This window comes from Klebsiella sp. FDAARGOS_511, assembly GCF_003812845.1.
GTDB classification, from domain to species: Bacteria; Pseudomonadota; Gammaproteobacteria; order Enterobacterales; family Enterobacteriaceae; genus Klebsiella; species Klebsiella grimontii.
Map to the genome: position 1 here is coordinate 4337914 of NZ_CP033824.1, position 25568 is coordinate 4363481.

Below are 25568 nucleotides of genomic sequence, written 5' to 3' on the forward strand. Positions count from 1 at the left end.
CATTTAGCCCGGGTAACCCAGCGCGCGCGAAAGCTGGAGCCCGGCTTCCTGAAGCTGCTGGCGAAAACTCGCCAGCTCTTCATCGTTCACCCGCGAGGTCAGCGTAGAGAGGCTTAATGCCGCAATGACGCGCGATTCATGGTTCCAGATAGGGACTGCCACGCAGCGGACGCCCTGTTCATTTTCTTCGTTATCAAACGCGTAACCTTGCTCGCGGGTCAGTGCCAGCGTTTTCCGTAGGGCTTCTGCGGAGGTAATGGTGGCGGGAGTGTAGGCGGTGAAGCAATAATCGATCAGCAGCGTCTCCAGTTCCTCTTTGCTAAGCCATGCCACCAGAACTTTGCCTATTGCCGTTGCGTGGACTGGCAGGCGACGGCCAATACGGGAGTAAGCGATGGCAGCTAGCTTGCCTTCGATTTTTTCAATATAAACACCCTCGCGTCCATCAAGGATGCCGAGGTGAGTGGTCTGGCCGGTGCGTGAAGAGAGCTCAGTCAGCCAGCCTTTCGCTTTCTGGCGAATATCCATGGTACCCACGACAAAGTAACCCCGTTCAACCAGCTTCATGCCAAGCCGGTATTTACCATTTTCAGGGTTTTGATCGATATATCCATGCAGCTGTAGCGTTTTGAGCAGAGAGTGAAGGGTACTTTTACTCAACCCCATTTGTTTGCTGATGTCGGTGATTTTTAGCTCTGTCGTCTGTTCATTGAACAGATTCAGGATCTGTAACGCGCGTTCAACAGATTGAATAATTGGCATGATTTACAACCATCTCCCTGGATTTATGAGGCAACGTACCCGTTTGATCGTTAAAAATCAATCCGGAGCGCGGTACTTTGGCCTGGGGAAGAGTGATTTTGGAAACGGCGTTTTTAACCGGTCGCTTCCAGCAGCAGTAAATCCATCAGCAGGACCAGGTTTGACTCAAAGGAGGTGACGCCTGAGGCCTCCGCAGCAAAATGTACCGCTTCATCATACAGCGCAAAGTGCAGATCGGCGATGCCGGCAAGGGTGTTGGCTGATGCGCGGGTAAACGCGACCACCGTCATGCCGATATTTTTTGCTATCCGCGCTTTATCAAGTACCTGTTCTGTTTCGCCGCTGCGCGATACCGCGATAAACACCTGATACCGTGCGGCATTGCTTAAGAAAATATTGCGGCTATCGCCGGGTCCGGAGATAAACGCCGTTTTGCCCAACACCTGAAGCTTCTTTGTCAGATACTCCGCAAAAAGATAAGAAAATCCGGCGCCATAGAGAAAAAAACTCTCCTTTTCGCGCAGCAACGAGCAAAAGCCATCACGTTTGTCCGCGGTGACCCAGTGAAAAGTTTGCTGATAGTTAGCGATAAATTGGTTGAAAAGACCGGGCAAATCCGCGGCGATTTGTGTTTGAGGAGCAATGTGAGGCGTTTCAGAGAGCAACTGCTTGCAGTGCCAGATAAATTCGCTGTAGCCGCTAAAACCCAGTTTCTGACACAAACGCATAATGGTAGCGGTAGAGACGAAAGTGGCCTTTGCCAACTGGCGAACGGTGATATTGCCGATCAGCAGGGGATGTTCAGTAAGGTACGACAACACCCGATATTCCGCGCGGGTCAGGGCGTTACCGCGCGTTAAAAGCGTCGCCAGCCGGTTACTCATTTCACAACCTGAATGGTGGGGATGAAAAGCAAGATCACCTCTGGAGATTAAAGGGTTACCCGAGACCCGGCTTTCGAAATAGCGTTAACTGCCCTTCATAAACGCGGGGGTGACGTTAGCCTGTGCAAAGATTGTCGTTTTTTTTTGCGCTGCCGACAAGCGGCTCAGGACTGAGCCGCGTTAAAAGCCGCTTTTATATCGCTTCACCCTCGCGCCAGGCTTTATGCAGGGCAGGCCAATACTCGCGGTTGGCGTCGATCATCTCGTCAAGGATTGCTTTCGCATGCGCCATTGTCGGGACGGTGCGATTGAGCGTAAAGGCTTGCAGCGCTTTTTCGTAGCTGCCTTCAATTGTCGCTTCCACCAGCAGCTGTTCTGATGCCAACTGCTGCTGAAGTAAGGTTTGATGAAATAGCGGCACCTGGCCCACACGGATAGGTTCCGGACCTTCTGAGGTGATATAGGCCGGGATCTCAACTACCGCATCGTAGGGCAGGTTGCTTATTGCGCCCCGGTTTTCGACCATCACCAGATGTCGTTGATGCAGGTTGAACGCCAGCGAGCGGGCAACGTCAACGATGAATTCGCCGTGTACTCCGACATGAAACGCATCCGACAGGACACCGGTGCGCTGATACTCTTCGGCGGCGGCAAACAGTTTTTTCTCCCGGCCGTTCATTACTTCATTCGCACGGGTGTAGTCAGGATCCTGATGTTCGACAATCTGGTTTGGCATCAGGTAGTACTGTAAATAGGGGTTTGGCAAATAGTCTGGGAAATTATCCATAATTGGCTGGATATTTCGCCATGTTTTCACCCACGACGGGTCGGAGTGCTGAGGGTCAGTTTTCGCGGCATCTTCAGTTAATAAACCGAATTTGGCGATATGGCGACGTAGCTCCGGCAGTTTATCTTCGCCATCGACCAGAACGCGGGTAAACCAACCAAAATGGTTCAGACCGAAGTAATCGACCTCTAGCTTATGGCGATCGACGCCAAGGATCGCGCCCATATTTCGCATCGCTGCGACCGGCATATCGCAGATGTTGAGCACTCGCGCATTCGGTCGCAGTCGGCGTACGCCTTCGGCTACGATGGCCGCCGGATTGGAGTAGTTAACAATCCAGGCTTTTTCATGCGCATAGCGGGTCACAAAATCAATCAGCTCAACCATCGGCAGGATGGTACGCAAACCATAAGCTAACCCGCCCGGCCCGCAGGTTTCCTGGCCGACAACGCCGTGACGCAGCGGGATTTTTTCATCCTGCTCGCGCATTTTATACTGGCCCACGCGCATTTGAGCGAAGATGAAATGTGCGCCGCTGAAGGCGGCCTCGGGATCGGTTGTCACGCTAAAGCGGATGGTTGCGCTATGGTCTCGTATCACTTTCTCAACAACCGGCGCGATGGTATTTTGCCGCTTTTCATCAATATCATAGAGGCGGATTTCCGCCAGCGGAAACTCGCTCAGCCGCACCATCAGGCTTTTTACGATGCCTGGAGTATAGGTACTGCCGCCTCCGGCAATGGTCAAAATGAACGGGGGTTTAAACATGATTATCTCCTTCAGAGAAACGTCTCAACGGCTTCTCGCATTTTCTTGACGTGCAGTCCGTAGACCACCTGGACGTTATTACCTTGCTTGATGATGCCTTTCGCGCCTGTTGCCTTGAGCGCGGGTTCATCAATGATGTCGACATCTTTCACGGTGACGCGTAAACGGGTGTAGCAGTTATCAACGACGTCAATATTTTGACGCCCGCCAAGACCAGCGATAATTGATTCGCCCAGTCCGTCGTTTTTTCCTTTGGCCTGATACTCTTGTTTGCTATACAGCCGCGTCTCCTGTTGATCATCCTCACGGCCCGGCGTCTTCATATTGAATTGAAGGATCAGGAAGCGGAATACGACAAAATAGAGCGCGAACATAATGAGACCGACGCCGATATACATCGGCCAGTTTGACTTCTCGGTGCCCAGCGGGAGGTTATAAAGAATGAAATCGATAATGCCATTCGCGCCGATCGCATGAACGCCAAACAGCGAAAAGAGCATCATGCCGAGGCCGGTCAGCACGGCATGGGCAACAAACAGCAGCGGGGCAACGAACAGGAAAGAAAACTCCATAGGCTCGGTCACGCCGACCAGCAGGGAGGTCAACGCTGCCGGGATTAGTATTGCTTTTGCTGCGGCTTTACGCTCTGGCTTTGCGGTCAGGTACATCGCCAGCGCGGCGGCAGGCAGGCCGAACATTTTGCTGATGCCGCGAGCATCCCAGACCACCGTGCTGCTGAGCTGTTTGACCTGCGGGCAGGCCATTTCGGCGAAGTAAATATTACGTGCGACCTGATAAACCGTGCCGCATACCTCCTGCGTTCCGCCCAGTTCGGTATAAAGGAAGGGGGTATAGACCAGATGATGCAGTCCTGTCGGCACCAAAATACGCTCAAGAAACCCGTAAATCGCTACACCGAAGGGGCCGGAGCCTTTAATCGCCAGGGCCATCGCGCTGATACCGTGCTGAACGAACGGCCACACTTCGCTCATCAGCACGCCAAGCAGCATTGAGACCGGCAGCATGATGATGGCAACGAAGCAGTGGCCAGAGTAGATTGCCATAGCCCCGGAGAACTGTACGGGAGAGTATTTATTGTAGAGATAGCCTGAAAGCGCACCGGTAAGGATCCCGGCGAAGACCCCCATCTCGAGTACCTGAACGCCCAGAACCATGCTCTGACCCGCCGCTTTCATTTGCTCGGGTGCCGCGAGTTTATCCTGTAGCTGAAGCGTGATGTTCATAGCGTTGATAAAGACGATAAATGTCACGAGGCCGATGAGCGCCGCGTAGCCTTTATCGCGCGTGGCCAGGCCAACAGGAATACCCACGGCGAAGATTAGCGCCAGATTCACCAGTACCGATACCGCAGATTTGGCGATTAGCTGGCCGATATTCTGTATGAAAGGATGGCCGAGGAAAGGCAGGTATTCAGCAAGGTTACCGTTACCGAGCACGTTGCCAAAAGCGATAAACAGACCCACTATCGGCAAGATAAGTACCGGTCCATACAGTGATTTTCCAAAGTTTTGTAGGGCGTTCACAGCTCGTTTCATGTTTATCTCTCTTTTAGAACTGCGCACAGGGTGCGTTTCAGGCATAAAATTAGCAGGAGCAGGGGGCGTGAATCTATTTATCTTATTGTTTTAAAAACAAATGACGCGGAAAGTAACATGTAACCTTCCGGGGTGTGAAGGCGGTAACAGTGTCTAAGGTAATGAGTAGCTTAGATTAGTAGAGGCACAAAATTGCGTGAATAACGTGCGTGGGAACAACAAATATTCATTTATAAATCAGTCCGGTGGTGCCGCCAGGCTATTATCGTAAATAGGGTGTTTCTTAAGAAGAAATTCTTTCGGGTGGGCATATGAGCGAGTGTCTATCTTGTAGTGCAATCATTGTGGATGATCATCCCCTGGCGCGCATGGCCATTCGTGGCGTGCTGGAAAAGCAGCGCATTACCATTATCAACGAGTATGAAGACGGGGCTGCGGCCCTAAAGGCGTTGGCAAAAACGGTGGTGGATATCGTCGTTGTGGACGTTGAAATCCCCGGTATTAATGGCGTTGAGCTGGTGGAAAAACTCAGAGCACAGGGTTTTACCGGGATATTAATTGTGGTGTCAGCAAAAAACGATCGTTATTACAGTAAACGCTGCGCTCAGGCGGGGGCGAACGCTTTTATTAGTAAAAGACAGGATATGGATAATATTCTGGCGGCGATTAATGCAGCGCATAATGGTTATAGCTATTTTCCTTTTTTCCTCGAAGAACCGACGGTTGCGCTAACGGATAGCCAACGTCTGGAATCACTCTCGGCGCAGGAAATGAAGGTGATGAGTTATATGCTAAGCGGCTTAGACAATTCGCAGATTGGCGCAGCCATGTTTATTAGCGCTAAAACGGTGAGTACTTATAAAACGCGGCTGATGGAAAAGTTAGGCTGTAAATCGTTGGTCGAACTCCTCTCCTTTGCCCATCAAAATAAGCTGACCTGACGATGAAAGCGTGGCGCGCAATACTCCTTATTATCTGGATAGTTAGCGCTCATGGCGTTCATGCGCAGGGCGAGTCTCCGGTTGAACTGGAGCTGTCTGGCTACAGCTACATCACGCCGGTTCCGGTTTATTTGAGCGAGGATGACAGGCGGTGGCTGCAGCAGAAAAGAGCGCTACGCGTGGGGGTTTATCTACCGGGACAGCCTCCGCTGGTGCAAACCACGCTTACCGGACGCTACCGGGGAATGAATGCGGATTATTTGACGCTAATCCACTACTCGCTGAATATCCGCATTACCGTGCTGGGGTATCAAAATCGCGCCGATGCGATTCGCGCACTTAGGGCGGGTGAAATTGATACGGTGCTGACCGGCCTTGATACCCGGCCCTCTGTGGAAGAGGGGATCCAGCTTTCTGCTTCACTGGTCCATTCCTGGCCGGGGCTGGTGACTTCTCTGGTAAACGTCATGGCCCCCTTACACAGCCCGCAGAGTACGCGCGTGGCGGTTGTTGAAGGTTACCCTGATGCTGATTTTATTCATCAGGCGTTTCCGAATGCCGAGATTGCCAATTACGCCAATTATCAGGAAGCGCTGAGCTCTGTTGCCTACGGGCAAAATGCGTGGTTTATGGGGGACTCGCTGACCACCAGTACCTGGCTGTCGCAGGAGTTCAGCCTGGCGTTGAGTACGGTTAAATTCTGGTCTTCGCCGCAGAAAACGAGCCACTTTTTATTTTTACCAGCGCAGGCGCGTTTGCGGAAGATTATTAACAGCACCATCAGCGCGATAGATGAAAATCTCCACGGGCAAATTGCGCAGTCGACGATTGATAAAGGCAATCTCTCTTTTCTGCTTGAACCGCTCAATCTCACCTCGCGTGAAAAGCAGTGGTTAAAGAGTCACAAGACGCTGCGGGTGATTATTAATCCATGGTTTGCGCCGTATACCATGGCGGATAGTAATCAGGAAATACGTGGGGTGATAGGGGATATTCTTAATCTGATCGGTCTGCAAACGGGAATGCAGTTTGAAACGGTTGTCGTCAAATCGAATGAAGATATGATTTCTGAGATGAAAAAGGGCAACTGGCATATTGTACAGGCTGCAACCTATGATTTGAGCCGCGAAAACGATCTCTCCTTTACCCATCCTTTTATTACCACCCAGTTTGTCATCGTGGTCAGAAAGGAGGATGCACAGGAAACCGCGCTTCAGCCGGGGACCCGGGTGGCAATCAGCGCCGATCACACTCTACTGATGAAAATGAAAACCCGTCATCCGAATATCCACTGGGAGGAAGTCGAGAACTCCAGCGTAGCATTAAATCTTGTTGCAACAGGGAAGGTTGATGCCGCGATTTCCAATCAGCTGACCGCTCGCTACCTTAGCGAGCACTATTATCCTGACCAGCTAGCGTGGCTTCCGCTAGCGGAAGCACAGCCAGCGGCAATCAGTTTTGGTGTTCCTCGTTCTGAGCCTGAATTAAGGCAGATTCTTGATAAAGCGCTTGATGATATTCCGCAGAAAGAAGTTTTGCAGATTGTCAGTAAGTGGATACGCCTGCCGGACGTCCGAATAGATACCTGGGAGCTATATAACCGGCCTTTCTATCTGGTGGCTGCTCTCGCAGCTTTGCTGGTGGTAAGTGCTTTACTCTGGGTGGCCTACCTGGCACTGCAAGTTCGCAGAAGAAAGGCGTCCCAGCGTTTACTCGAGATGGAAAAAAACAAAGCCCAGAAGGCAAATGAAGAGAAGCGTGAATTCCTTTCTTACATGAGCCACGAGATCCGCACGCCGGTAAGTGCGATTGTCGGATTTCTGGAACTTCTGCAGCAGTCTACTACCCACCTCACGCCTGCCGATAAAGCGTCGGTCGAGCATGCCGCGATGGCTTCACGCTCATTGCTAAAACTGATTGGTGAGATTCTTGACCTCGAAAAGATAGAGTCCGGGTTACAAGAGGTGGTTGTGAAGTGGGTGCATACGGATGCCCTGATAAGAGAAAAAATATTGCTCTTTACTGCACTTGCCGCGCAAAAGGGAATAGCGCTGTGCTATGAATCGCATCTGGAACCCAAAGAAGCCATGCAGCTTGATCCTCAGTTGTTGGGACAGGTGCTGACCAACGTGATTGGTAATGCGGTGAAGTTCACCCGTGATGGGCGCGTTCAGGTGTCGGCGAGAAAGCGCGATCGCACGCTGACGATCTCGGTGAGTGACACAGGGCCAGGGATCGGAAGCGAAGAACAAAAGTCCCTGTTTATGCCCTTCAGCCAGGGGAATGTGGGGGAACTTCATCGTGGTTCTGGCCTGGGGCTGGCGATTTCGAGAGCGCTGATGCAGCAAATGGGAGGAACAATTGATCTGCACAGTGAGCTTAATCGGGGGACCCGCGTGGTGCTAAGCCTGCCAGTGCAAACGTCATATGATGCCATTCCTGAATCCGTTGCAACCGAGCCTTCATCGTCGGTCATTGACAGAGCGCTGCGAGTATTAATCGCTGACGATCACCCCTCCAGCCGTCTTCTACTCAAACGCCAGCTCGCCAACCTGGGTATTGCTGCCGATGAAGCCGGAAATGGTGAAGAGGCGTTACGCTATCTCCAGCAGGACCATTACGACCTGGTTATTACCGATCTCAATATGCCGGTGATGGATGGAATCACCTTGACCCGGCAGGTGCGAGGATTTGATAGCAAGCTGCCTATCTGGGGACTAACTGCGACGGCACAGCAGCATGAACGTGAACGCTGTCTTGCGGCGGGAATGACGGGATGTCTTTTTAAACCGATTACGCTTGCGCAAATTTCTCGACTGTTAGCCGAAGTGAGCGAGACGAGCCGGGCTGCGTTTGATGAGAAGCGGCTGGCGGTGCTGGCGCAAGGCAATCGGTCGCTGATGCTCACGGCTCTGCGCGATGCGCAGCGGGAAAATCGACGCGACCTGGAGGCCGCCCGAGTGGCCGCTCGCGAGGAGAACTATCCATCTGTGAAACATCATATTCATCGCCTCAACGGTACTGCCCAGCTTCTGGGGGCTAATGAATTGGTCAATATTGCCCAACGGCTTGAAGATCGGCTGCCCGATGCTATTTCGACGACAGAACTTATCAACGTTTTGGACCAAATAGAAAGTTCGCTTAATAAGCTGGAACAGTCCATCGAATGTTTCCAGTCATAATCTCTTGTCCTACATCTGTAGGCCCTTCCTGACAGAATTATCAGCGTTCGCTGATGTTACCCTGCGGTTAACCAGGTAAAATTAGCCCTGTTCCGACGCAATATATTTCGTTAACTGTTAAGGGAATATTGTCTAAGAAAAATCTAAAATCATGGTTATTACAGGTTCTGGCTATCAAAGACTAATAGATCATTAAGTTGCACCTATGCATTGTGCTAGTTTTAAATTCCATGTTTTTATTTATTATTGGTTTTTTGGTTTGGCCATTAGCGCTCTTCATGGATTAATAATCCATGAAAGATGAAAAGATAGTAGAAACGATCGTTTTTAACTTAATAAGTGAAAACCATTACTTTTATGCTGTCATAAAAAAATATTTTCTGTAAATTTTACATCGAAACACGAAAGGGATTACAGACGCTAAATAACAAAGAGGATTATGTCGGAAAGGTAAGCTTTATGGATTTGTCAGACGCCATTTTTTCTGATGATTACTTTTTTATCGTCGGCATCTGTGCGTTGTTAACGCCGGAGTTGATTGATGAAAACTACTATATTATAGACATTGAAACGATAAACCTGTCAGAGGTGCGAAAGCACATATTTCCCGGCAGGAAAGTTATTGCGTTTATTACCAATGATCTTGACTATTATGCATTAATGCATCTGCCGGATTTCATTTTTATTGATAAAAAATGTCGATTGAATGAGATCCCCTCATGTTTACTGGTTAAGAATTCAAGATATAACTATAGAGTGAAATATTCACTTTCTCGTCGTGAGAAAGAAGTGCTCTCTTGTATGCAGAAAGGCCTGGATGCTAAAGAAATTGGTATTGAGCTAGGGATGACGATGAAAACGTTTTATACCCATCGGCGCAGTCTGATATTTAAGCTTCAGCAGAACAATCGCGTTTCGCTGTATCAAAATATTGTGCGCAGCGAATCCTATAAGTTAAGCACTTGCGAATATAACTGAGTGGTATCACTCGTTAAAAAATTATGGAGGTGAAAGCTACAAAGATTTTTTAGGATTACTTATTTATTTTCAAAAATTCAATTAATTATCTGGAACTTATATATGAAAAAGATTGCACTGATTTCTGCACTTATGTCTCTGTCCGTATTTCAGGCTGCAAATGCCGCTGACGGAGTTATCAATTTTACCGGAAACATTACGGGGACAGCCTGCGTGGTTGATACTTCCGCTATTTCTCAACCTGTTGATCTCGGCACTATCTCTACCACGGCATTTACCGGTGGTAATGGTGCTACGGCGGCGGCGAAGCGCTTTAACATTGTGCTGAAATCCTGCCCTGCCAGCGTTTCCAGCGCCAGCATTCGTTTTGATGGTACCACCAGTGCCGCGAATCCTTCTATTCTGGCTCTTAGCAACGGGCAAACTGCATCGAATGTTGGCGTGGCCCTTTATGAGCAGGATAGCACGACGCTTATTCCAGTAGGCTCCACCTCGGCAAGCGTGACTTTGCTGGAAGATGTGAATAATACCCTGACCTACTTCGCTAAATATATGGCGACGGGCGCAGTTGGTGCAGGAACAGCAAATTCCTCTACGTCATTTACCGTAACTTATCAGTAACCGCAGGGCCCTTTGTGGCCCTGATTTAGTCTCTCAGGATCTCTTCATGTTTCGGAAAGTATTAAAAAAAATCGCTGTGAGTTTGTTACTTATCTCAACAAGCGCCATCAGTGGTGTGGAAATTGGTGGCACCCGATTAATTTATAATGGCACTGGTCATCAAGCGGCGATCAGCGTAAGTAACCCAGATAATACACCCTATTTAATTCAGTCATGGGTCAGTAAAAATGAGAACAGTGATGATGGTGATAGCCTTTTTGTCACTACGCCACCGCTATTTAAATTAAATCCACATACGCAGAATTCTGTACGTGTGATGTTAGCCGGTAACGCTGTACCTCAAGACCGCGAAAGCGTGTATTGGTTGAATATTAAATCAATACCTTCTTCGTCGGCGGAGGCGAAGAATGAGTTGTTGATTGCTGTAAAAAGTAAAATGAAAGTTTTTTATCGCCCCGCAGGATTAAAAGGCGACCCTTCATTAGCTTATCAGCAATTAACCTTTTCCGCCGCGGGTGGAAAACTCAGTGTGCATAATCCGACTCCTTATAGCGTGTCGCTTTATGATGTAAAAGTTAATGGTAAAGAATTAGCAAAACCTCCAATGGTTTTACCATTCCAGACGCTATCGCTACCTCAGACAACAGTAGCGAGTGGTGAAGTATCGTGGCGTGCGATAAATGACTTTGGAGGCATTACGGCTCAACATAAATTTAAAATTTAGGTTAATTATTCATGCTCCAGTTTAATGCGATGTCAGGTTGTGCAAAATTAACTCAGTTAGCTGCGCTTATTTTTTTATGCATTTATGTCCCAGCGCTACTGGCTGAGGATTATTTTGCCCCGGATTTTATTGAAACTCGCGGAAATCTTCCTCGTGATGTTGATATCTCCCGTTTTAGCAAAGCCGACGGGCAGATGCCCGGCGTGTATCATGTCGATGTTTATCTCAACGGAAATTACGTCGACTCGCGCGACATCGTATTTGTCAGTCATGAAAGCGATTTAATGCCAGTGCTGACCCGTGCAGATTTTACGCAATGGGGCGTGAAGCCAAATGCGCAGCCCAACTGGATGGCGTTGGATGAATCAGCGACGGTTGAAAATATCAGCAACCTACTGCCCGGTAGTCAGCTTCATTTTCAGTTTAATGGAATGCGGCTTGAGCTCTCTGTTCCCCAGGAGTATCTGAGACGGGATCCTCAGGGTTCGGTATCACCGGCTCAGTGGGACGATGGACTAAATATGCTGTTTTTGAACTATAACTTTTCCGCCGCCAATAACCATGGCGGCACTGAATCGCAAAACGATAGTTATTTAAACCTGCGTAGCGGCATTAATGTCGGACCCTGGCGGCTGCGTAATTATTCAACCTATAACAACAACGGAATGAGTCGCTGGAACACCATTGCTACCTCCCTTGAGCGGGATATAAAAACGCTGAAGAGCCAGTTTAGCGCGGGTGATGGTTATACCCGGTCCGGGGTCTTCGACAGCGTAAATTTTCGTGGTGTTCAGCTCTATTCGGATGACTCAATGCTGCCAGAAAGCGTACGCGGGTTTGCTCCCGTGGTGCGCGGTATCGCACAAAGTAACGCCCAGGTAACCATACGTCAGGGTGGCAACATTATCTGGCAGTCGTATGTTCCACCAGGCCCTTTTGTGATTGACGACCTATATCCCACTGCCGCCAGCGGCGATCTTGACGTGGCGGTACGTGAAGCGGATGGCTCGGTACATCAGTTTATCCAGCCCTTTTCCGCGGTACCGGTAATGCAGCGGGAAGGCCAGTTTAAATATGCGCTGGCTGTGGGGCAGTATCGGGCGGCAAATGATCAGGATAAGGAACCAACGTTTTTGCAAACGACTCTGAGCTATGGTTTACCCTGGGATACCACGGCTTACGGCGGAATGCTGACTTCAGCAGATTATTGGGCTGGCGCATTAGGAATGGGGAAAGGATTTGGCGACCTTGGTTCGCTCTCTTTTGATACCACATTTGCCCATTCGCAATTACCCGAGAAGACCCAGGAGGGGGTTTCGTTACGCGCGCAGTATGCCAAGGATTTTGCGACAACCGGAACCTCTCTGAGTTTGATGGGCTACCGCTACTCCTCATCGGGCTTTCGTGACTTTCAGGAAGCAAACGGCGATGTGAATCCGTTCCGCATGGTAAGTGATGAAACGCGGCTTGATGACAACTGGCGCTATCAACGTAATAAACGCAGTAAAGCTCAGGTCACGCTGAATCAAAGGATCGGTGACTGGGGTAACGTAAATCTTTCCGCCTGGCAGCAGGATTACTGGGGAGGTGATAGCGAGCGCAGTGTGAATGTGGGATACAACACCAGCGTTAACAATATCAATTATGGCCTGAACTATAGCTATTCGAAGGGGCCATGGCGCAATGACAACGATCATATTGTCGCTTTTACGATGCAGGTCCCGCTGTCACGTTTCTTGTCGGACAGTTGGATGACGCTCTCTGCTAGCAGCAATAAGAAAGGTGATAGCGTTTCGCAGATGGGATTATCCGGCTCTGCATTGGAAGATAAAAACCTGAGCTGGAACGTGCAGCAGGGCTATAACAGCAAAGGCTCCGATACGATGGGCAGCGCTTCCGTCAACTATAAAGGGCGCCATGGAGAGTATCAGCTTGGCTACAGCTATTCTCGTGATAGCCGCCAGCTTTCAGCAGGCGCGATGGGCGGGTTGGTGGTGCATCCATACGGTATCGCCGCGACTCAGCCGCTCGGCGAGACCATGGCGCTGGTAAAAGCGGATAACGCCGCTGGAGTAAAAGTGGCAAACAATGGTGGGATTTATACCGACAGTAAAGGTTTTGCCGTGGTGCCATATGTGACGCCCTATCGGCAGAACAGTCTATCGCTGGATACCGCCACGTTGAATAACAACACGGATGTTCTCAATGATACTCGTACGGTAGTGCCCACGAAAGGTGCTTTAGCGCTGGCAGATTACCCCACCGTAACGGGATACAAAATCATGCTACAGCTGTCCAGAAAAGAGATCCCGTTTGGGGCGACGGCCAGCATAAAAAATCGCGATAACCTGACGGATGGCATCGTTGACGAGCGCCAGCGGGTCTGGCTAAACGGCGCACCGGAGAAGGGGACCGTGGAGGTGAACTGGGCGGGTGAAAGCTGCCGCGCAACATATCAGATAACCTCGTTTTCAGACACCACGCATTACGTTACTGCACCATGCCATTAAGCAGGAGAGAAAAAATGAAACCGATTGTCATCACCCTGATTTTTGCTGCTCTGGGGATATTTTCTCAAGCTGCTCTGGCCTGGGATTGCACGACCCCAACGCCTTCAACCACCGTCTCGCCGCAGAATATTACGATATCGCGCGATCTCCCTATTGGTGCAGTTATCGGCACTCAGCTTGTGACGCCAACCATCAATGCGTTCAGCTGTTACAACTCTGCTGATGGCGTAATCTCCAATCAGACCTTAGGCGTGATTGCGAACGGCACATTTGATTCGATGGTGAACGGTCGGCGCGTGTATAAAACCAACGTTGCCGGTATTGGCTATGCCATCTCGGGTTCAACGACAAAATGCGCCGGTGGCAGTGCGGCGGTTACCGGCAGCAATACGATCCGGGGCGATATCAATACCGCTAAACTTTGTGAGAACACCAGCGGAATGATTAGCCCGACGTTAAATGGCACCGTAACGGTGACGTTTTATAAAACGGCAACCGAAACCGGATCCGGCACGATAACCGCGAAATCCGTAGGTGCGCTGGTTTTACTGAATAATTCGCTGCTTTGGCAATCCCCTGAGGCGGAGGTCAATATCAACGCCTTCACGGTGACAACTCCGGCCTGTAAGCTGGCGACGGCAGCGATACCTGTTGATATGAGAGAGGTCGATAAACGCGCCTTCAGCGGCAAAGGTTCTACTCCTGGTGACGCCTATACCCAGTCGTTCAATCTCCCGCTCACCTGCAACGCTGGAACCCGGGTTAGCGTCAAAATGGAGGGGAATATTTTTGATGCAACAAGAGGAGTGATCAATACGACCAGCGGCAATAATGCTGCCACGGGCGTGGGCATTCAGTTGCTTTATAATAATCAGCCGATGGCGCTGGGTTCGGATGTCGGCGTGGGGACTTCCTCGGCAAGCGGTGGATTCAGCGTACCTCTAAAGGCGCGTTATTATCAGACTGGGGATAAGATCACTACCGGTACCGCGAACGGCGTGCTGTCATTTACGATGACTTATCAATAACGAGATTGCCGCTTCATGCATGTCTATGTAAGGTGGATTGCTGGGAGCGATTTCATTAGAAAACTGGCCTGTACCGGTTGTACCGCCTGAACCAATACATGGGCTTTGATATCGGTGACGCCTATATTGCCAATTGCAGGAAAAACATCTCTTTCCAGTGAACGCCAGATATCTTCGGCGTAGTCTTCTGTAACGCTGGTTTTCTTGACGTTCCACCAACGTTCAGCGACAAGTTTGAACGTGTTGGTCTTTGCTTCCAGGTATTCCTTGCCAGTTCTTTCTGGTGTTCCTGAGGATCGATCTCTTTTACCAGTAATGCACGAGATTCAGCTCTGAGTTTACGCGCATCGGAAAGTGAGACAGCAGGGTAGGCGCCGAAGCTTTGCTTGGTTCTCTGCTTTGTTAAGGGGCGATGATAACGGAACTGCCAGAGTTTGCTTCCACTGGATTTGATAAGCAGCGTCAACCCATCACCATCGTATAGCTGGTAATCGGTATCTTTAGGTTTGGCGGTTTTGATTTCCGTATCCGTTAACGGCTTGGTTCGTCGTGCCATGAGTCGTCTCCATGCTTTTAGGGCCAACGAAAACAATAGAGTTTTTCGTTGGACCTATCAATGGGCCTAAAAGGTTCGGATTTAATTAGTTCTCTTCGGACTTCGCGGGACAATTTGAGGGCACAAAAAAGCCCGCAGGGCTTGCGCCGTGCGGGCTCTTAGGACTTCATCGGATGACTCTGGTAATCACCGATGGAGAATTTTGGTGCTGGCGTCCTTGTAATTGGTGGGGGAGATGGTTGAGTTTGTTGGAGATTTTGATTTTTTGCGAGAAAGGGAAGGCGCAAAAAGAGTGGCGATGATGTTGATATAGAAGAGATTTTTTTATCTGTTTGATTTTTAAGTTGATTGTTGGGAGCAGGATTTTCCGTGCTGGTTTAAGCTCTGGTGGACGCTATAGGCTTGTCGTTCGTTTCCGAAAGTGAGCGTTTCTGTCTGATAATTCACTCTCTTGAATTTTCCAGACTGTAGACCATGCTCACCTAATACACACTAACAACTGAAGGCGATACAGGTAGTTTGCCTTTGATATATCTAATGATGCCCCTTTAACAATAAGAGAGCACCATGCTTGAACTCCGTCCTAATTGCGAATGCTGTGATAAAGATCTGCCACCTGAATCAAAAGAGGCATTCATCTGTTCATTTGAATGCACATTCTGCGTCGATTGCGTGACCCAACGACTTAATGGCCGGTGTCCGAACTGCGGAGGGGAGCTGGTGCGACGTCCAATACGCCCCGAAGCATCCCTCCTGCGACACCCTGCATCCAGTCAGCGTCGCTATAAACAGTAGAGATGAAAACTATGTTCGCTCCTTGCTTATAACGCTCTTCATGATCTTGCTAGCCGTCCGCAGAATGCCACACGCGGACGTTGCTAACTTTGGTCCTTATTTATCAATGGGGGCAGATCAGTCAATCTATATGCTATTTGTTTTGCTCTTAAGTTCTGAACTATAGTGCCGATAGGGAAATTAAGTACTTTTGTCCTAAGGAAGCAAGGTTGTGAAAGATTTTTCAAAATACTCGAAAGCGTTAGGGATGGCTAAGTTCTATGTCTATGCATTTTATGACACTGAAGATGTATTAAAAAAACCGTTTTATATAGGCAAAGGCAAGTCAGAACGCTGTCTTGATCATATAAAGTGTAATGATGGCTCTCCGAAATCAGAACGAATTAATCATCTGTTAAAAACAGGAAATCTGGGAATCGACATACTACGCCATGGCATGGATGAGGCAACCGCCAAGCTTGTTGAAGCAACATGTATTGATCTCTTAGGTGTTGGAGAACTGACCAACAAAGTGGATTGGCCCCTATATTTCCAGACACTTTTTATCGCTTTACCCATTACTGGTTCGCCGCCGCAGATATTCCCGTGGCGAACGATATCCCAGTGCACTGTGCGGATGCCATTCGTTGTAATGTTCGAAGGCCTCCGCAAGGTTCTTTGCCGCTGTTAACCCGTCAGGTTTTGGCATGATGCTGATGTAGTCGCGCTTCATCGTTTTCACGAAGCTCTCCGCCATTCCGTTGCTTTCTGGACTACGTACCGCCGTATGTTTTGGCTCCAGTCCTACCATTCTGGCGAACTGACGCGTCTGATGAGAACGGTAGGCTGAACCGTTGTCTGTCAGCCACTCAACGGGGGATGTCGGCAGCCTGTTACCGAAGCGACGCTCTACTGCACCCAGCATGACGTCCTGCACGGTTTCACTGTCATATCCACCGGTACTTGCCGCCCAGTGAAGTGCCTCGCGATCGCAACAGTCCAGTGCGAACGTGACCCGCAGTTTTTCACCGTTATCACAGCTGAACTCGAAGCCGTCGGAGCACCACCGCTGGTTACTTTCTCCAACGGCCACTTTCCCTCTATGCGCCCGCTTCGAGGGCGGTATTGCCGGTTTACGCTCAAGCAGCAGCGCATTCTGACGCATGATGCGGTATACGCGTTTGGCATTGATCACCGCCATGTCGTCAGTTTCTGATTGTCTGCGCAGCAGTGCCCATACACGACGATAACCATAGGTGGGCAGATCGTCGATAACGGTATGGATACGAGCCAGCGCTTCAGTATCATCAGGCTTGCGCTTGCACCGACGATCCTGCCAGCCCTTCGACCGACGGGCCATGGCATGCAGTTGCGCACGTGAGACCCGGAGGCAACGACTGACAAGGCTTATTCGCCATCCTCCGGCAACAAGGGCACGTGCGCTATCCACTTTTTTTGTCGGCCATATTCAACGGCTTCTTTCAGCAGCTCGTTTTCCATGGTTTTTTTGCCCAGCAGGCGCTGTAACTCTTTAATTTGCTTCATTGCAGATGCCAGCTCCGACGCGGGTACAACCTGTTCACCCGCGGCAACCGCAGTGAGACTGCCTTCCTGATATTGCTTACGCCACAGGAACAGCTGACTGGCAGCAACGCCATGCTGACGGGCGACCAGCGACACGGTCATTCCGGGCTCAAAGCTCTGCTGAACAATGGCGATTTTTTCCTGAACGCTGCGCCGTCTGCGCTTCTCTGGACCTAGAACATCAATCATTCGGACTCCAACGACTAGTCTAAAACTAGTATTAAGACTATCACTAATTTAAGTGATACCAACTGTCTGGAGATTCATGGGGCCAGTCTACAAAGTACGAGGAAGCAGCTCACTTATGGGGCGAATCACGCTGGATGAGCTCAACCATCTCCTTCTTAAGCAAGAGACGGAAATTGCACCTGAACATGCAGGGCTCGCTTTTTTGCTAAACAGCACCTACAAGTCTGGCATGAGTGCACTTGCATTATATGAAGCTACGCGTGGCGTCTGGGCAAAAGTACCAAAAGATGAAAACCTGCAATTTGCATACGCAACCTACGGCGGTTTGGTGATGGAAGTCTACGAGATACAGTGCTGGCTAAAGGCAGGCTCTCAACAGTACTTTACTCGGGAACTGATTATCCCCCCCGAAACCAACCGTTCAGAGTTTGTTGGGCGAATTGCATCACCAGAAGTCAGAGAATTATACGTAGGCAAGCTAATCAAAAAATCGCGCAGTCACGGTAGCCCTTTCGTAAAAGTTGGGCTGGCACAATAAACCGACTTGCTTTCCATCCATTGGTTAATACACCTTAATGCTTCTCATGTTGTTGAGGCTGCCAATGTCCGCTTCGTGCCAGGAGCGGACATAGCATCCGCTAAAGTAAAAGCAGGAGTTAATACCTGTGAGGGGTAAAAACGCCTATCGATTAACAAGAGTTACTGTAGTGATTCACAATCATGAAAAAATTTTCTTTATACAGAGTAAGAAGCCATTTAATATGGTTAGAAGATTTAATTTAAGAGTAAAGGATATATACTATATGGCTAATCAACTTATGTTAATGGAGCTATAAAATGAAAACTTCAATGAGTTAATCGGTGGATTAAACAAATATATCGCCCCTGGACTTCAGAGAGATAAGACTAATGATTTTCAAAAATAGATTTCTGAACAAGCAGTGAAAGTGTGGGGTGTTAGCTAATACATCAAGATATACTTGAAACGGATAATATATAAAGTCACAATCAAAGGTAGATGAAAAATGTTAGACTTAGAATATGCTGTAACTGAACCTTTTTTAAATTACCATTTATTTCATGAAGGATTAAATACGAAGGTTAAGGTTTTAACCTCATCACTTAATCATGTGATTGAATATTTATTGACGCCAGGCAATGAAAATAAAATGAATGAGCTCATTAAGAAAACTGATAAATCTTGGCAATTCCCGCCGAATTTTTCACTTCCAAACCCTCCAGTCGATGAATCAAGTTTAAAAAGTAAAATATCATCAAAAAGACCAGATAAGGTAGATGATAATAATGAATTGGATTATCAATTAAAGAAAAAAGAATTAGCGCAAGAGATGCTGTATTGGTATGTAAGTGAAATGGCTATATTTGGCAGTTTTTCTGCTTTGGATGATTGTATTGTCGATATTGATTCTTGGTTTTCAAGTTGGGCGATGTTTAATAACACTCAAGATAAAAAATCGGAATCAACCAGTAGTAACAAAATTGAAAGGTTATATGACTCACACGAATGGGACATGAAAAACATAAAGACATTCCTTCCGATTTATGAGTATTTTTCAGCAGTTAGAAATTCAATAGCTCATAGGCAATCCAAAGCATCTCATAAGCTATCAGAGATATCAAAATCCCAAGAATTAAAAGAGTCAGTAGAGAGAAACTTCCCAAAAGGTAAACCATTAAGTGAATTTGAATATAATGAAGATATATTCATCTCTCCAAAAACGTCGTTGCTTTGTTCTCACATAATAAGATTAATTTTCGAAGACATCAATAAATACATCATAAAAAAAATGGGTGTTGAAGGTATCATCTACATGTCATGCAAACTTGCATTTGAACCATCATCTTATAATGAAAATAAAGTTGTTAACTTAGCTAAAAATAGATTAAACGAAATCGTTAGTGGTCGATATCATGTTATTATAAAAGGTGAAGATGAAGCCGTTAAGGTTGCTGAGTCACTTGGTATTTGGCGTGATTGCGCTAAATTTCATGCGAACAATATGAGGAAATTAGATCCTAAATTCTAACCTTATCGCGAAATAATTTATGTGCCAGAGTTTCCCTGGCGCTATTGCGATAATGTTTTATTGGCTATGCCTCGCAGATTAACACAGGGCGATGTTAAAAGTCGCCCTTTATAGTCAGAACAGTTTCCTACTTCCGCTCCTCTCTCATCGCTGTCGGTCAGATAGTAGGGGAGCAAATTGCCATGGACAGAATCACCGCAAAATCCACCAGAACGAAAACGAATATCACCCCTACATTTAGTGGTGGCTACATGAAGGTGGTTCATCTATTCTTCTTGTATCAGCGGGCAGGCCGGAGTCACTCTTTGTGGATAATCTCATCCTTCAGAAAACCATTATTATCTTTATTCTCATCCTGTGGGTAATCGATGAATTCAGGGCCAGGAAAAGAAAATATTCTGACCCCGCTATTGAAGCAGCTGATGCCAGAGAACGCCATGAATGGCGCTATCTCAGATGGGGGTTCCGGACTATACAAGTGGCAGCGACAGTGTATATCTTCGTTCAGCTGATTCAGGTATTACTGAGATAAATACCACAGGCAGGTATAACTGGACAAAACATCTTACTGTCCAGTTGAGCCTCGGTGATCGCCGTTATGTAGGTCACCTGAGTGCCAAGAGCGGACATTGCAGAAGCTATGTCTCGTGAGGTCAAATATCAAAAAGCGTATTGTCTGCTGTCATTAAGTTTTATGCCTTTTTTGACCTCATGTTTTTTAACGTTTTATATGCCTTACCTACGAAGTATCATCCTGATGAATTTATTTTTTTCTTGCAGCGTGAACTTTGGATTAAACTCACAATCAAGAAACTCGCCCTCATCATCTCCAAACTCGTTCTCAAACCCGCAGACTATAAATTTATTGCTAAATTGTTCAAAAAGATAATCATGATAGCTAATGAAGAAGTTTGTAAAGTTAATGTTATAAAAACATTCAGACAAACGACCAGATTCCGCGTGACTCGCTCGGTTTGAAGTACCATCTTCATTAGCAAATACGCGTTCTAGATATTCCAGTATGCTTCGTTCAATCTTTTCAACCTCGGTTTTCGTAAGATCATCTCGACATTTAAAAGCACAAAACAAATAATAGTTAGGATTGGCAGAACTATATGATCGACTTGAAAGGTCATCCATGGTCAAACCTACCTTAGCAAATCCGCTGTCTTTAATATCAGCTCCAAGATATAACCATTTTGTTAATGACTCGAAATCTTTTTTATTTCTTTCATGAAGCCACGCCATCTTATAATCTGCATTTGGATCAAGTTCTAAACCATATTCAACCTTTTGTTTTTTCATATTTTCCTCTGAAAATTGATATAGAATCGGTATCAATAGGTGGTAAAATAGCTTGAGGCTGAGATTTTCAAGGCTACCCGACTAGTTACGATGCAACAGAACGACATCGACTGCAATTCAATTTTGAAAATATCCGGTCTGGCTGAAGTCGAGTTGGTCAGATCCGCTGATCTGCTTCAATTAATTAACACGCGGAAATGTTAGTAATGCCCCTTGGTGGTGAGAACAACAATTTCGTACTTCAGCTTCTCGCTCATAGCGGACATGTCCTACTGTCTATTCTCTACGTACCAAGAGTATAAGCCCAGTATATTAAATGCATTAAATGATCATGTAAGTTTGAGCATAAATCATGGATTGAGGTTATTGAGAGTGCCGAGCCTCAAGGTGCACCGGCCTTGCCTTTTCACCTCACTGCGTGTTGATGCCGAGAAGGTTAATTAACTGCTCGACAATCTTGTCCTCATCGAGAACCAGATCCACACTAGCCACCTGTAATTGTTCCTTGCCTGCTAGAATCCTATAGCCTGCATTCAGAGGTTGCGTTCCCAGACCTGCATGATGTGGATAGAGAAGCATAACTTGTGGGCAGTGATAAATCCGTGCATAGGCCATCATCTGGTAGACATCAGCCTGCGATATGCCATGCCTGGCATCTTCGGGATGACGACCAATACGCTTCCATTTAGTGTCTATGATCATAACAATCTGATGGTCCCGCTCGATAAGCAGATCCGGTCGGGTCTGGAAGCGTGGTTTGCCTTCTTTTACGTCCTCGATCAGACAGTATAACCTGCCTGCCTGTGCACGAACCGTCCATTCCGTACCGCGTACAGCACGCTTCGCCAGCGCCGCTATATATGCCTCGAACAGGTCGTTCATTGGGAAAAGCAGTGTAATCCCGTTCTGCGCTCGTTTATCGTGGTGTGTAGCTTGCCAGTCGCGTCGCAGGAGAAGACGTGCCAGATTGTAGAGGGCTTCCCAGCGATGATTGGTTCGGTCGATCCGTACCTGTGACCACGGCAGATGACTGAAAGGGACGTCGCTAACACCCGCTAACAGGATGCGCAATTCATTCAGACGACGGAGCGTATCAGCAGCGCGGGCATAATGGTGAAGCAGAACTACACACGCCTTCATAATTCGAAGTAGGGCGGTATCAGCCGACAGTTCGTCGTAACGACAGGCGAGACGGTCGGGGCGGACGGCAAGCGTAGTGAATTGTCGTTTGATATTGAGCCTTCCGCGCAATGAGGGCAAATCGTCTTCCTGTGCCAAATAGGTGCGCGGTAATCCCCGATGTACTTCAGATAAGAGTCGCTCGGCGAACAAGCGGATGAGTATCTCTAGCAAGCTTTCAGCTTGTCTCGCCATTGTTGCAGCCTGTCCATTGCCGAGTTTAAGGCCGAGGGCGACATCAAGCATACGTATCAGGCGATTGCGTATTGTGGCGTCCGGTTCTATCGTCTCGTCGTCGAATTTGGGCAGGATCTCAAGGCTACATCCCGGAGCGGCAATGACCCCAACTATTTGCCCGGCAATAATTTTGTTATGGCGATCGATTAAGATATTAGTACCGTGCTGATTTGCCAGCGGATGCTCGCGCGCCGCCGTAAGCAGCGCGTTAGCCTGAGGGCGGGTAAAAGCATGAGGAGCGTTTATGCTGCTTTCAGTGTTCACACAAACACCACCCCATTCGCGAACCGTGAGGTGCGTCATTCTTTCGATTCACCAGCCACCTCAAGATCGGTGACATTTAACGTTCTGGTTTTGCCTATCAGTCGATCAAAGGCGTCATTTCTGAACGGTGCACGTACCGACCAGCTTGATAATGGTTCCCCCTCTATTCCGGGTGGCGGTAAAATCTGCTCTTCCTGCATAAAACCATCGCCCAGCACTGTCGCGATTCGGCTCCAGTCCTCGAAGAAATACTCTTGTAACAGCGGTATGACCTTATTGCGCACTGCATCTTCAACTTGTGCCCTGGATTCACAATTGATAAAGAAGGCGTGTCCAATGCGATATTCCCGGCCTATAAGATATTCAATACGCTGGTTGATGGTGGTAAGAACGGCTTTGAGATCGATCCCCTCTACTTCACTTAGCAAGGTCGCGTCGGGAGCCATTTCCCGGAAGTTGAATCGCCGCCTTAATGCTGTGTCGAGCAATGCGATGGATCGATCGGCGGTATTCATGGTGCCTATGATATGAAGGTTGGCGGGGATGCCAAAATCTTTCTTTTTCGAATAAGGCAGAGTTACGGTGAGTGCATCAGGCATTCCAAGACGTTTATCCGGCTCAATTAACGTAATCAGTTCACCGAACACTTTCGAGATATTTGCCCGGTTGATCTCATCAATAATGAGGACGAATTGTTCTGGTTGTCCTTTAACATCGGAACTATTATCTATGTTCTCTGTACTTGAGAGCAGTCTGCCTAGCGCCGGGATATTCACACGACTGGTGGCAATGGAATAGAGCGTCCGCATGGTGAAGTTACCATCGATAATGGTATCGAGTGGCAGTGGTTCATCAAGGGTCAGTAGCCAGCGAACTGGGCGGCGGTGGGCATAGTAACCTTCGGCTTCAGGAACGAAATAGTAATCACCAGTTATTTCAGCGATAGCGCGAAACGCAGTGTTCCCGTAAGGGACAATCACGATATCACCAGGCTTCATTTCGCAACGGAAGGGATAGGTTTGCGTCCAGTTACTAGGCGTCAGATTCCCTGGATTTTGCTTGATCCATTCATCATGAATCGCGTTGAACGATGAGAATCTATCCGCGCTCCAGTCTATGGTCCCACCCCAAACCAGAGCGATATACCCATTGTCGCGGGCATCTTCATACACATCGTCTTCGGTGCCAATTATCCCTTGCCCCATTTTCCAGAAGCGTTTTTGGGATAGTTGCAGTGCCGAGGCATCTGTCTGTGCACGGGGTTGTGTTCTGGCCTGATCGGCAAGGGCACAAATTTCTCTGAAGAGCCCCGGCGTAGGCATGAGTCTGAATCCAGCAGACGAAGACTCATCTTCACCGATTTCTGGACGAAGGCCCTCAACGAAGGTTTCGTAGTCATAGCTCTGGTGGAATGTGACGAAAGAGATCCTCTTTTCTGCCATCAGTTCGTTATAGCGCGCCATCAGGGCCGCACGCCCATCTTTTGAGTTCGGATAGGCATCTTTGCCATCGCAGAGCGCTACGGCTTCCCTCGCCGTGTGATAGGTCTTTCCGGTACCTGGAGGACCGTAAAAAATAAGGTTAGTCGGAGTTGGTTTAGTCTGGGCCACCAGTTCGCTTCCTTCCGTAAGGATGAACGTATATTTCCGGGTTGTGCTCTTTTTAGGCCCTTCCGTCACCGGAGGGGGAACATCCGCTAGTTCCTGAAATTTTTGACCATCAAGAGCCTGACAGATGTTCGGCCATCCCTTGTCGAGACCCATTTCAGTATTCAGAGGACCAACTACCAGGGTGACACTTGCGTCACCTCGCTCTCTGGCTGGGGTGATGTAGTTTTCAAGGACATAATCCCGAATTTCGTCGGCCTGAGAGTCATCACCGCTCAGAAAACGTCCATATTGTCCGAGCCAGCTATTCCAGTTGGACAATCGGTTAAGCGGTTGCTCTGATTCAGGCATTAGTAACCGATAGTCATTGCCGTTGTCTTTGGCATCACGGCGAATCTCTTTGATCCGCTGCCGCAATTGCGCAAATCCATCCGCCTGGTAGGCTGCATCCAGATCTGCATGAGGAGAACCAAGTGCTGCGAGATTTTTTTCTATAGTTTTGACAGCATAAATACGGGAATTGAGGCCTGCTTGCGTTTTGGCGCCTCTGCTCTTCAACCATTCCTGAAATTCAACTTCGAGCATTTCCGATGCCCTCTCATTTTCGTTAACTTACTGATAGCTATCATTGTGGATGATGGAAGGGGCAGTACTGCAACTCTTCGCTACAGATTGCCAATACTATTAATCTTCCTTGCTGATTGTCTCGCTTGCGGGGCGAAGGGTTTGACCAACCTGACATAGCAGACAGGCATCATCCTCGAATGTCATGGTCCCTCAGGAGTGCAGCCCAAGCGCTGTGTCGCTTACCGTAAACATAGCACTATGGATGCCTCGGTCAAGGTATGTTTTTCCATAATTTATTGATAAGAAACAATAATAGTTATTATGTAATGATTTGAACCTTTATGAGCCTTTTAATAAATCGTCATGTCCAAAACTATGTAGCAGCTGAAGGTATAGGCATTGAGAATGGGCATTTTAGCTTCGTCTACCGGACGTTCTGAATGTAGGTATCGGTAGACCGTAAAGGGTGCTGCGGATGGATTTGATGGAATCGCCCATACGGATGGCCAAACGTTCC

At 48.1% G+C, this 25568-nt stretch carries 18 protein-coding genes and 3 pseudogenes; 12 read left to right on the top strand and 9 right to left on the bottom strand.

Translation table 11 applies throughout. From position 1 onward, the window contains the following. Positions 1–3 precede the first annotated feature (3 nt). From EGY08_RS22010 to EGY08_RS22025, 4 genes are all read right to left on the bottom strand, one after another. Complete coding sequence (locus EGY08_RS22010) at positions 4–762, bottom strand: IclR family transcriptional regulator (RefSeq protein WP_004853370.1); 759 nt, start codon at positions 760–762, stop codon at positions 4–6. Positions 763–875: 113 nt separating this feature from the next. Next, on the bottom strand, positions 876–1646 hold the full coding sequence (locus EGY08_RS22015) for a MurR/RpiR family transcriptional regulator (protein WP_004123848.1): 771 nt from the start codon (positions 1644–1646) through the stop codon (positions 876–878). A 193-nt stretch (positions 1647–1839) separates the two neighbouring features. Further along, positions 1840–3201, bottom strand: coding sequence for a 6-phospho-alpha-glucosidase (locus EGY08_RS22020; protein ID WP_004123845.1), 1362 nt, complete (start codon positions 3199–3201; stop codon positions 1840–1842). Positions 3202–3212: 11 nt separating this feature from the next. Continuing rightward, positions 3213–4757 carry a PTS transporter subunit EIIC gene (locus EGY08_RS22025; RefSeq protein ID WP_123828901.1) on the bottom strand — a complete coding sequence of 515 codons (1545 nt, stop codon included), beginning with the start codon at positions 4755–4757 and terminating at the stop codon, positions 3213–3215. Positions 4758–5068: 311 nt separating this feature from the next. On the opposite strand from EGY08_RS22025, the gene evgA reads away from it, so the two are divergent. The 7 genes from evgA (at position 5069) to EGY08_RS22060 (ending at position 14741) form a co-directional block, all read left to right on the top strand. After that, positions 5069–5698: an acid-sensing system DNA-binding response regulator EvgA gene (evgA, locus tag EGY08_RS22030; protein WP_004123841.1), complete on the top strand. Its 630-nt coding sequence runs from the start codon at positions 5069–5071 to the stop codon at positions 5696–5698. Between the two features lie 212 nt (positions 5699–5910). Next, positions 5911–8880, top strand: a complete 2970-nt coding sequence (locus EGY08_RS22035; RefSeq protein ID WP_235891267.1) for a response regulator — start codon at positions 5911–5913, stop codon at positions 8878–8880. Positions 8881–9339: 459 nt separating this feature from the next. Further along, positions 9340–9858 (top strand): helix-turn-helix transcriptional regulator, encoded by a 519-nt coding sequence (locus tag EGY08_RS22040; protein WP_004123835.1) that lies wholly within the window; start codon positions 9340–9342, stop codon positions 9856–9858. Between the two features lie 102 nt (positions 9859–9960). Then, a complete protein-coding gene (locus tag EGY08_RS22045; RefSeq protein WP_004123832.1) occupies positions 9961–10479 on the top strand; it encodes a fimbrial protein in 519 nt (172 codons plus the stop codon). Positions 10480–10525: 46 nt separating this feature from the next. Beyond that, the gene (locus tag EGY08_RS22050) at positions 10526–11203 is read left to right on the top strand and encodes a molecular chaperone (protein WP_004123828.1); all 678 of its coding nucleotides are present in this window, start codon (positions 10526–10528) and stop codon (positions 11201–11203) included. An 11-nt stretch (positions 11204–11214) separates the two neighbouring features. After that, on the top strand, positions 11215–13713 hold the full coding sequence (locus EGY08_RS22055) for a fimbria/pilus outer membrane usher protein (RefSeq protein WP_123828902.1): 2499 nt from the start codon (positions 11215–11217) through the stop codon (positions 13711–13713). A 14-nt stretch (positions 13714–13727) separates the two neighbouring features. Further along, positions 13728–14741, top strand: coding sequence for a fimbrial protein (locus EGY08_RS22060; protein WP_004123822.1), 1014 nt, complete (start codon positions 13728–13730; stop codon positions 14739–14741). Between the two features lie 65 nt (positions 14742–14806). On the opposite strand, the pseudogene EGY08_RS22065 reads toward EGY08_RS22060, so the two are convergent. After that, positions 14807–15297: pseudogene (locus EGY08_RS22065) on the bottom strand (integrase arm-type DNA-binding domain-containing protein); the annotation flags it as partial. A 567-nt stretch (positions 15298–15864) separates the two neighbouring features. On the opposite strand from EGY08_RS22065, the gene EGY08_RS22070 reads away from it, so the two are divergent. Further along, on the top strand, positions 15865–16092 hold the full coding sequence (locus EGY08_RS22070; protein WP_072051147.1) for a DUF1272 domain-containing protein: 228 nt from the start codon (positions 15865–15867) through the stop codon (positions 16090–16092). A gap of 211 nt (positions 16093–16303) precedes the next feature. Continuing rightward, positions 16304–16606 (top strand): annotated as a pseudogene (locus tag EGY08_RS31120) (LEM-3-like GIY-YIG domain-containing protein); the annotation flags it as partial. Between the two features lie 36 nt (positions 16607–16642). On the opposite strand, the gene EGY08_RS22080 reads toward EGY08_RS31120, so the two are convergent. Next, positions 16643–17844, bottom strand: a protein-coding gene (locus EGY08_RS22080; protein ID WP_096913407.1) for an IS3 family transposase whose coding sequence is annotated in 2 segments (ribosomal slippage) — positions 16643–17529 and positions 17529–17844 — 1203 coding nt in all. Because the reading frame shifts where the segments join, the coding sequence is not laid out codon by codon here. A 91-nt stretch (positions 17845–17935) separates the two neighbouring features. Here EGY08_RS22080 and EGY08_RS22085 point away from each other — a divergent pair. The 3 genes and pseudogenes from EGY08_RS22085 to EGY08_RS22095 form a co-directional block, all read left to right on the top strand. Further along, a pseudogene (locus EGY08_RS22085) lies at positions 17936–18382 on the top strand (hypothetical protein); the annotation flags it as partial. A gap of 487 nt (positions 18383–18869) precedes the next feature. After that, positions 18870–19892, top strand: coding sequence for a hypothetical protein (locus EGY08_RS22090; protein WP_123828903.1), 1023 nt, complete (start codon positions 18870–18872; stop codon positions 19890–19892). Positions 19893–20199: 307 nt separating this feature from the next. Next, positions 20200–20424 carry a hypothetical protein gene (locus EGY08_RS22095; protein WP_074133796.1) on the top strand — a complete coding sequence of 75 codons (225 nt, stop codon included), beginning with the start codon at positions 20200–20202 and terminating at the stop codon, positions 20422–20424. Between the two features lie 203 nt (positions 20425–20627). On the opposite strand, the gene EGY08_RS22100 is transcribed toward EGY08_RS22095, so the two are convergent. The 3 genes from EGY08_RS22100 to EGY08_RS22110 all read right to left on the bottom strand — a co-directional run bounded on the left by EGY08_RS22100 (position 20628) and on the right by EGY08_RS22110 (position 25069). Continuing rightward, a complete protein-coding gene (locus EGY08_RS22100) occupies positions 20628–21197 on the bottom strand; it encodes a hypothetical protein (protein ID WP_123828904.1) in 570 nt (189 codons plus the stop codon). A gap of 411 nt (positions 21198–21608) precedes the next feature. After that, positions 21609–22916 carry an McrC family protein gene (locus EGY08_RS22105; RefSeq protein ID WP_123828905.1) on the bottom strand — a complete coding sequence of 436 codons (1308 nt, stop codon included), beginning with the start codon at positions 22914–22916 and terminating at the stop codon, positions 21609–21611. Next, positions 22913–25069: an AAA family ATPase gene (locus tag EGY08_RS22110; protein ID WP_123828906.1), complete on the bottom strand. Its 2157-nt coding sequence runs from the start codon at positions 25067–25069 to the stop codon at positions 22913–22915. The genes EGY08_RS22105 and EGY08_RS22110 overlap by 4 nt, the downstream gene beginning before the upstream one ends. Between the last annotated feature and the right edge of the window lie 499 nt (positions 25070–25568).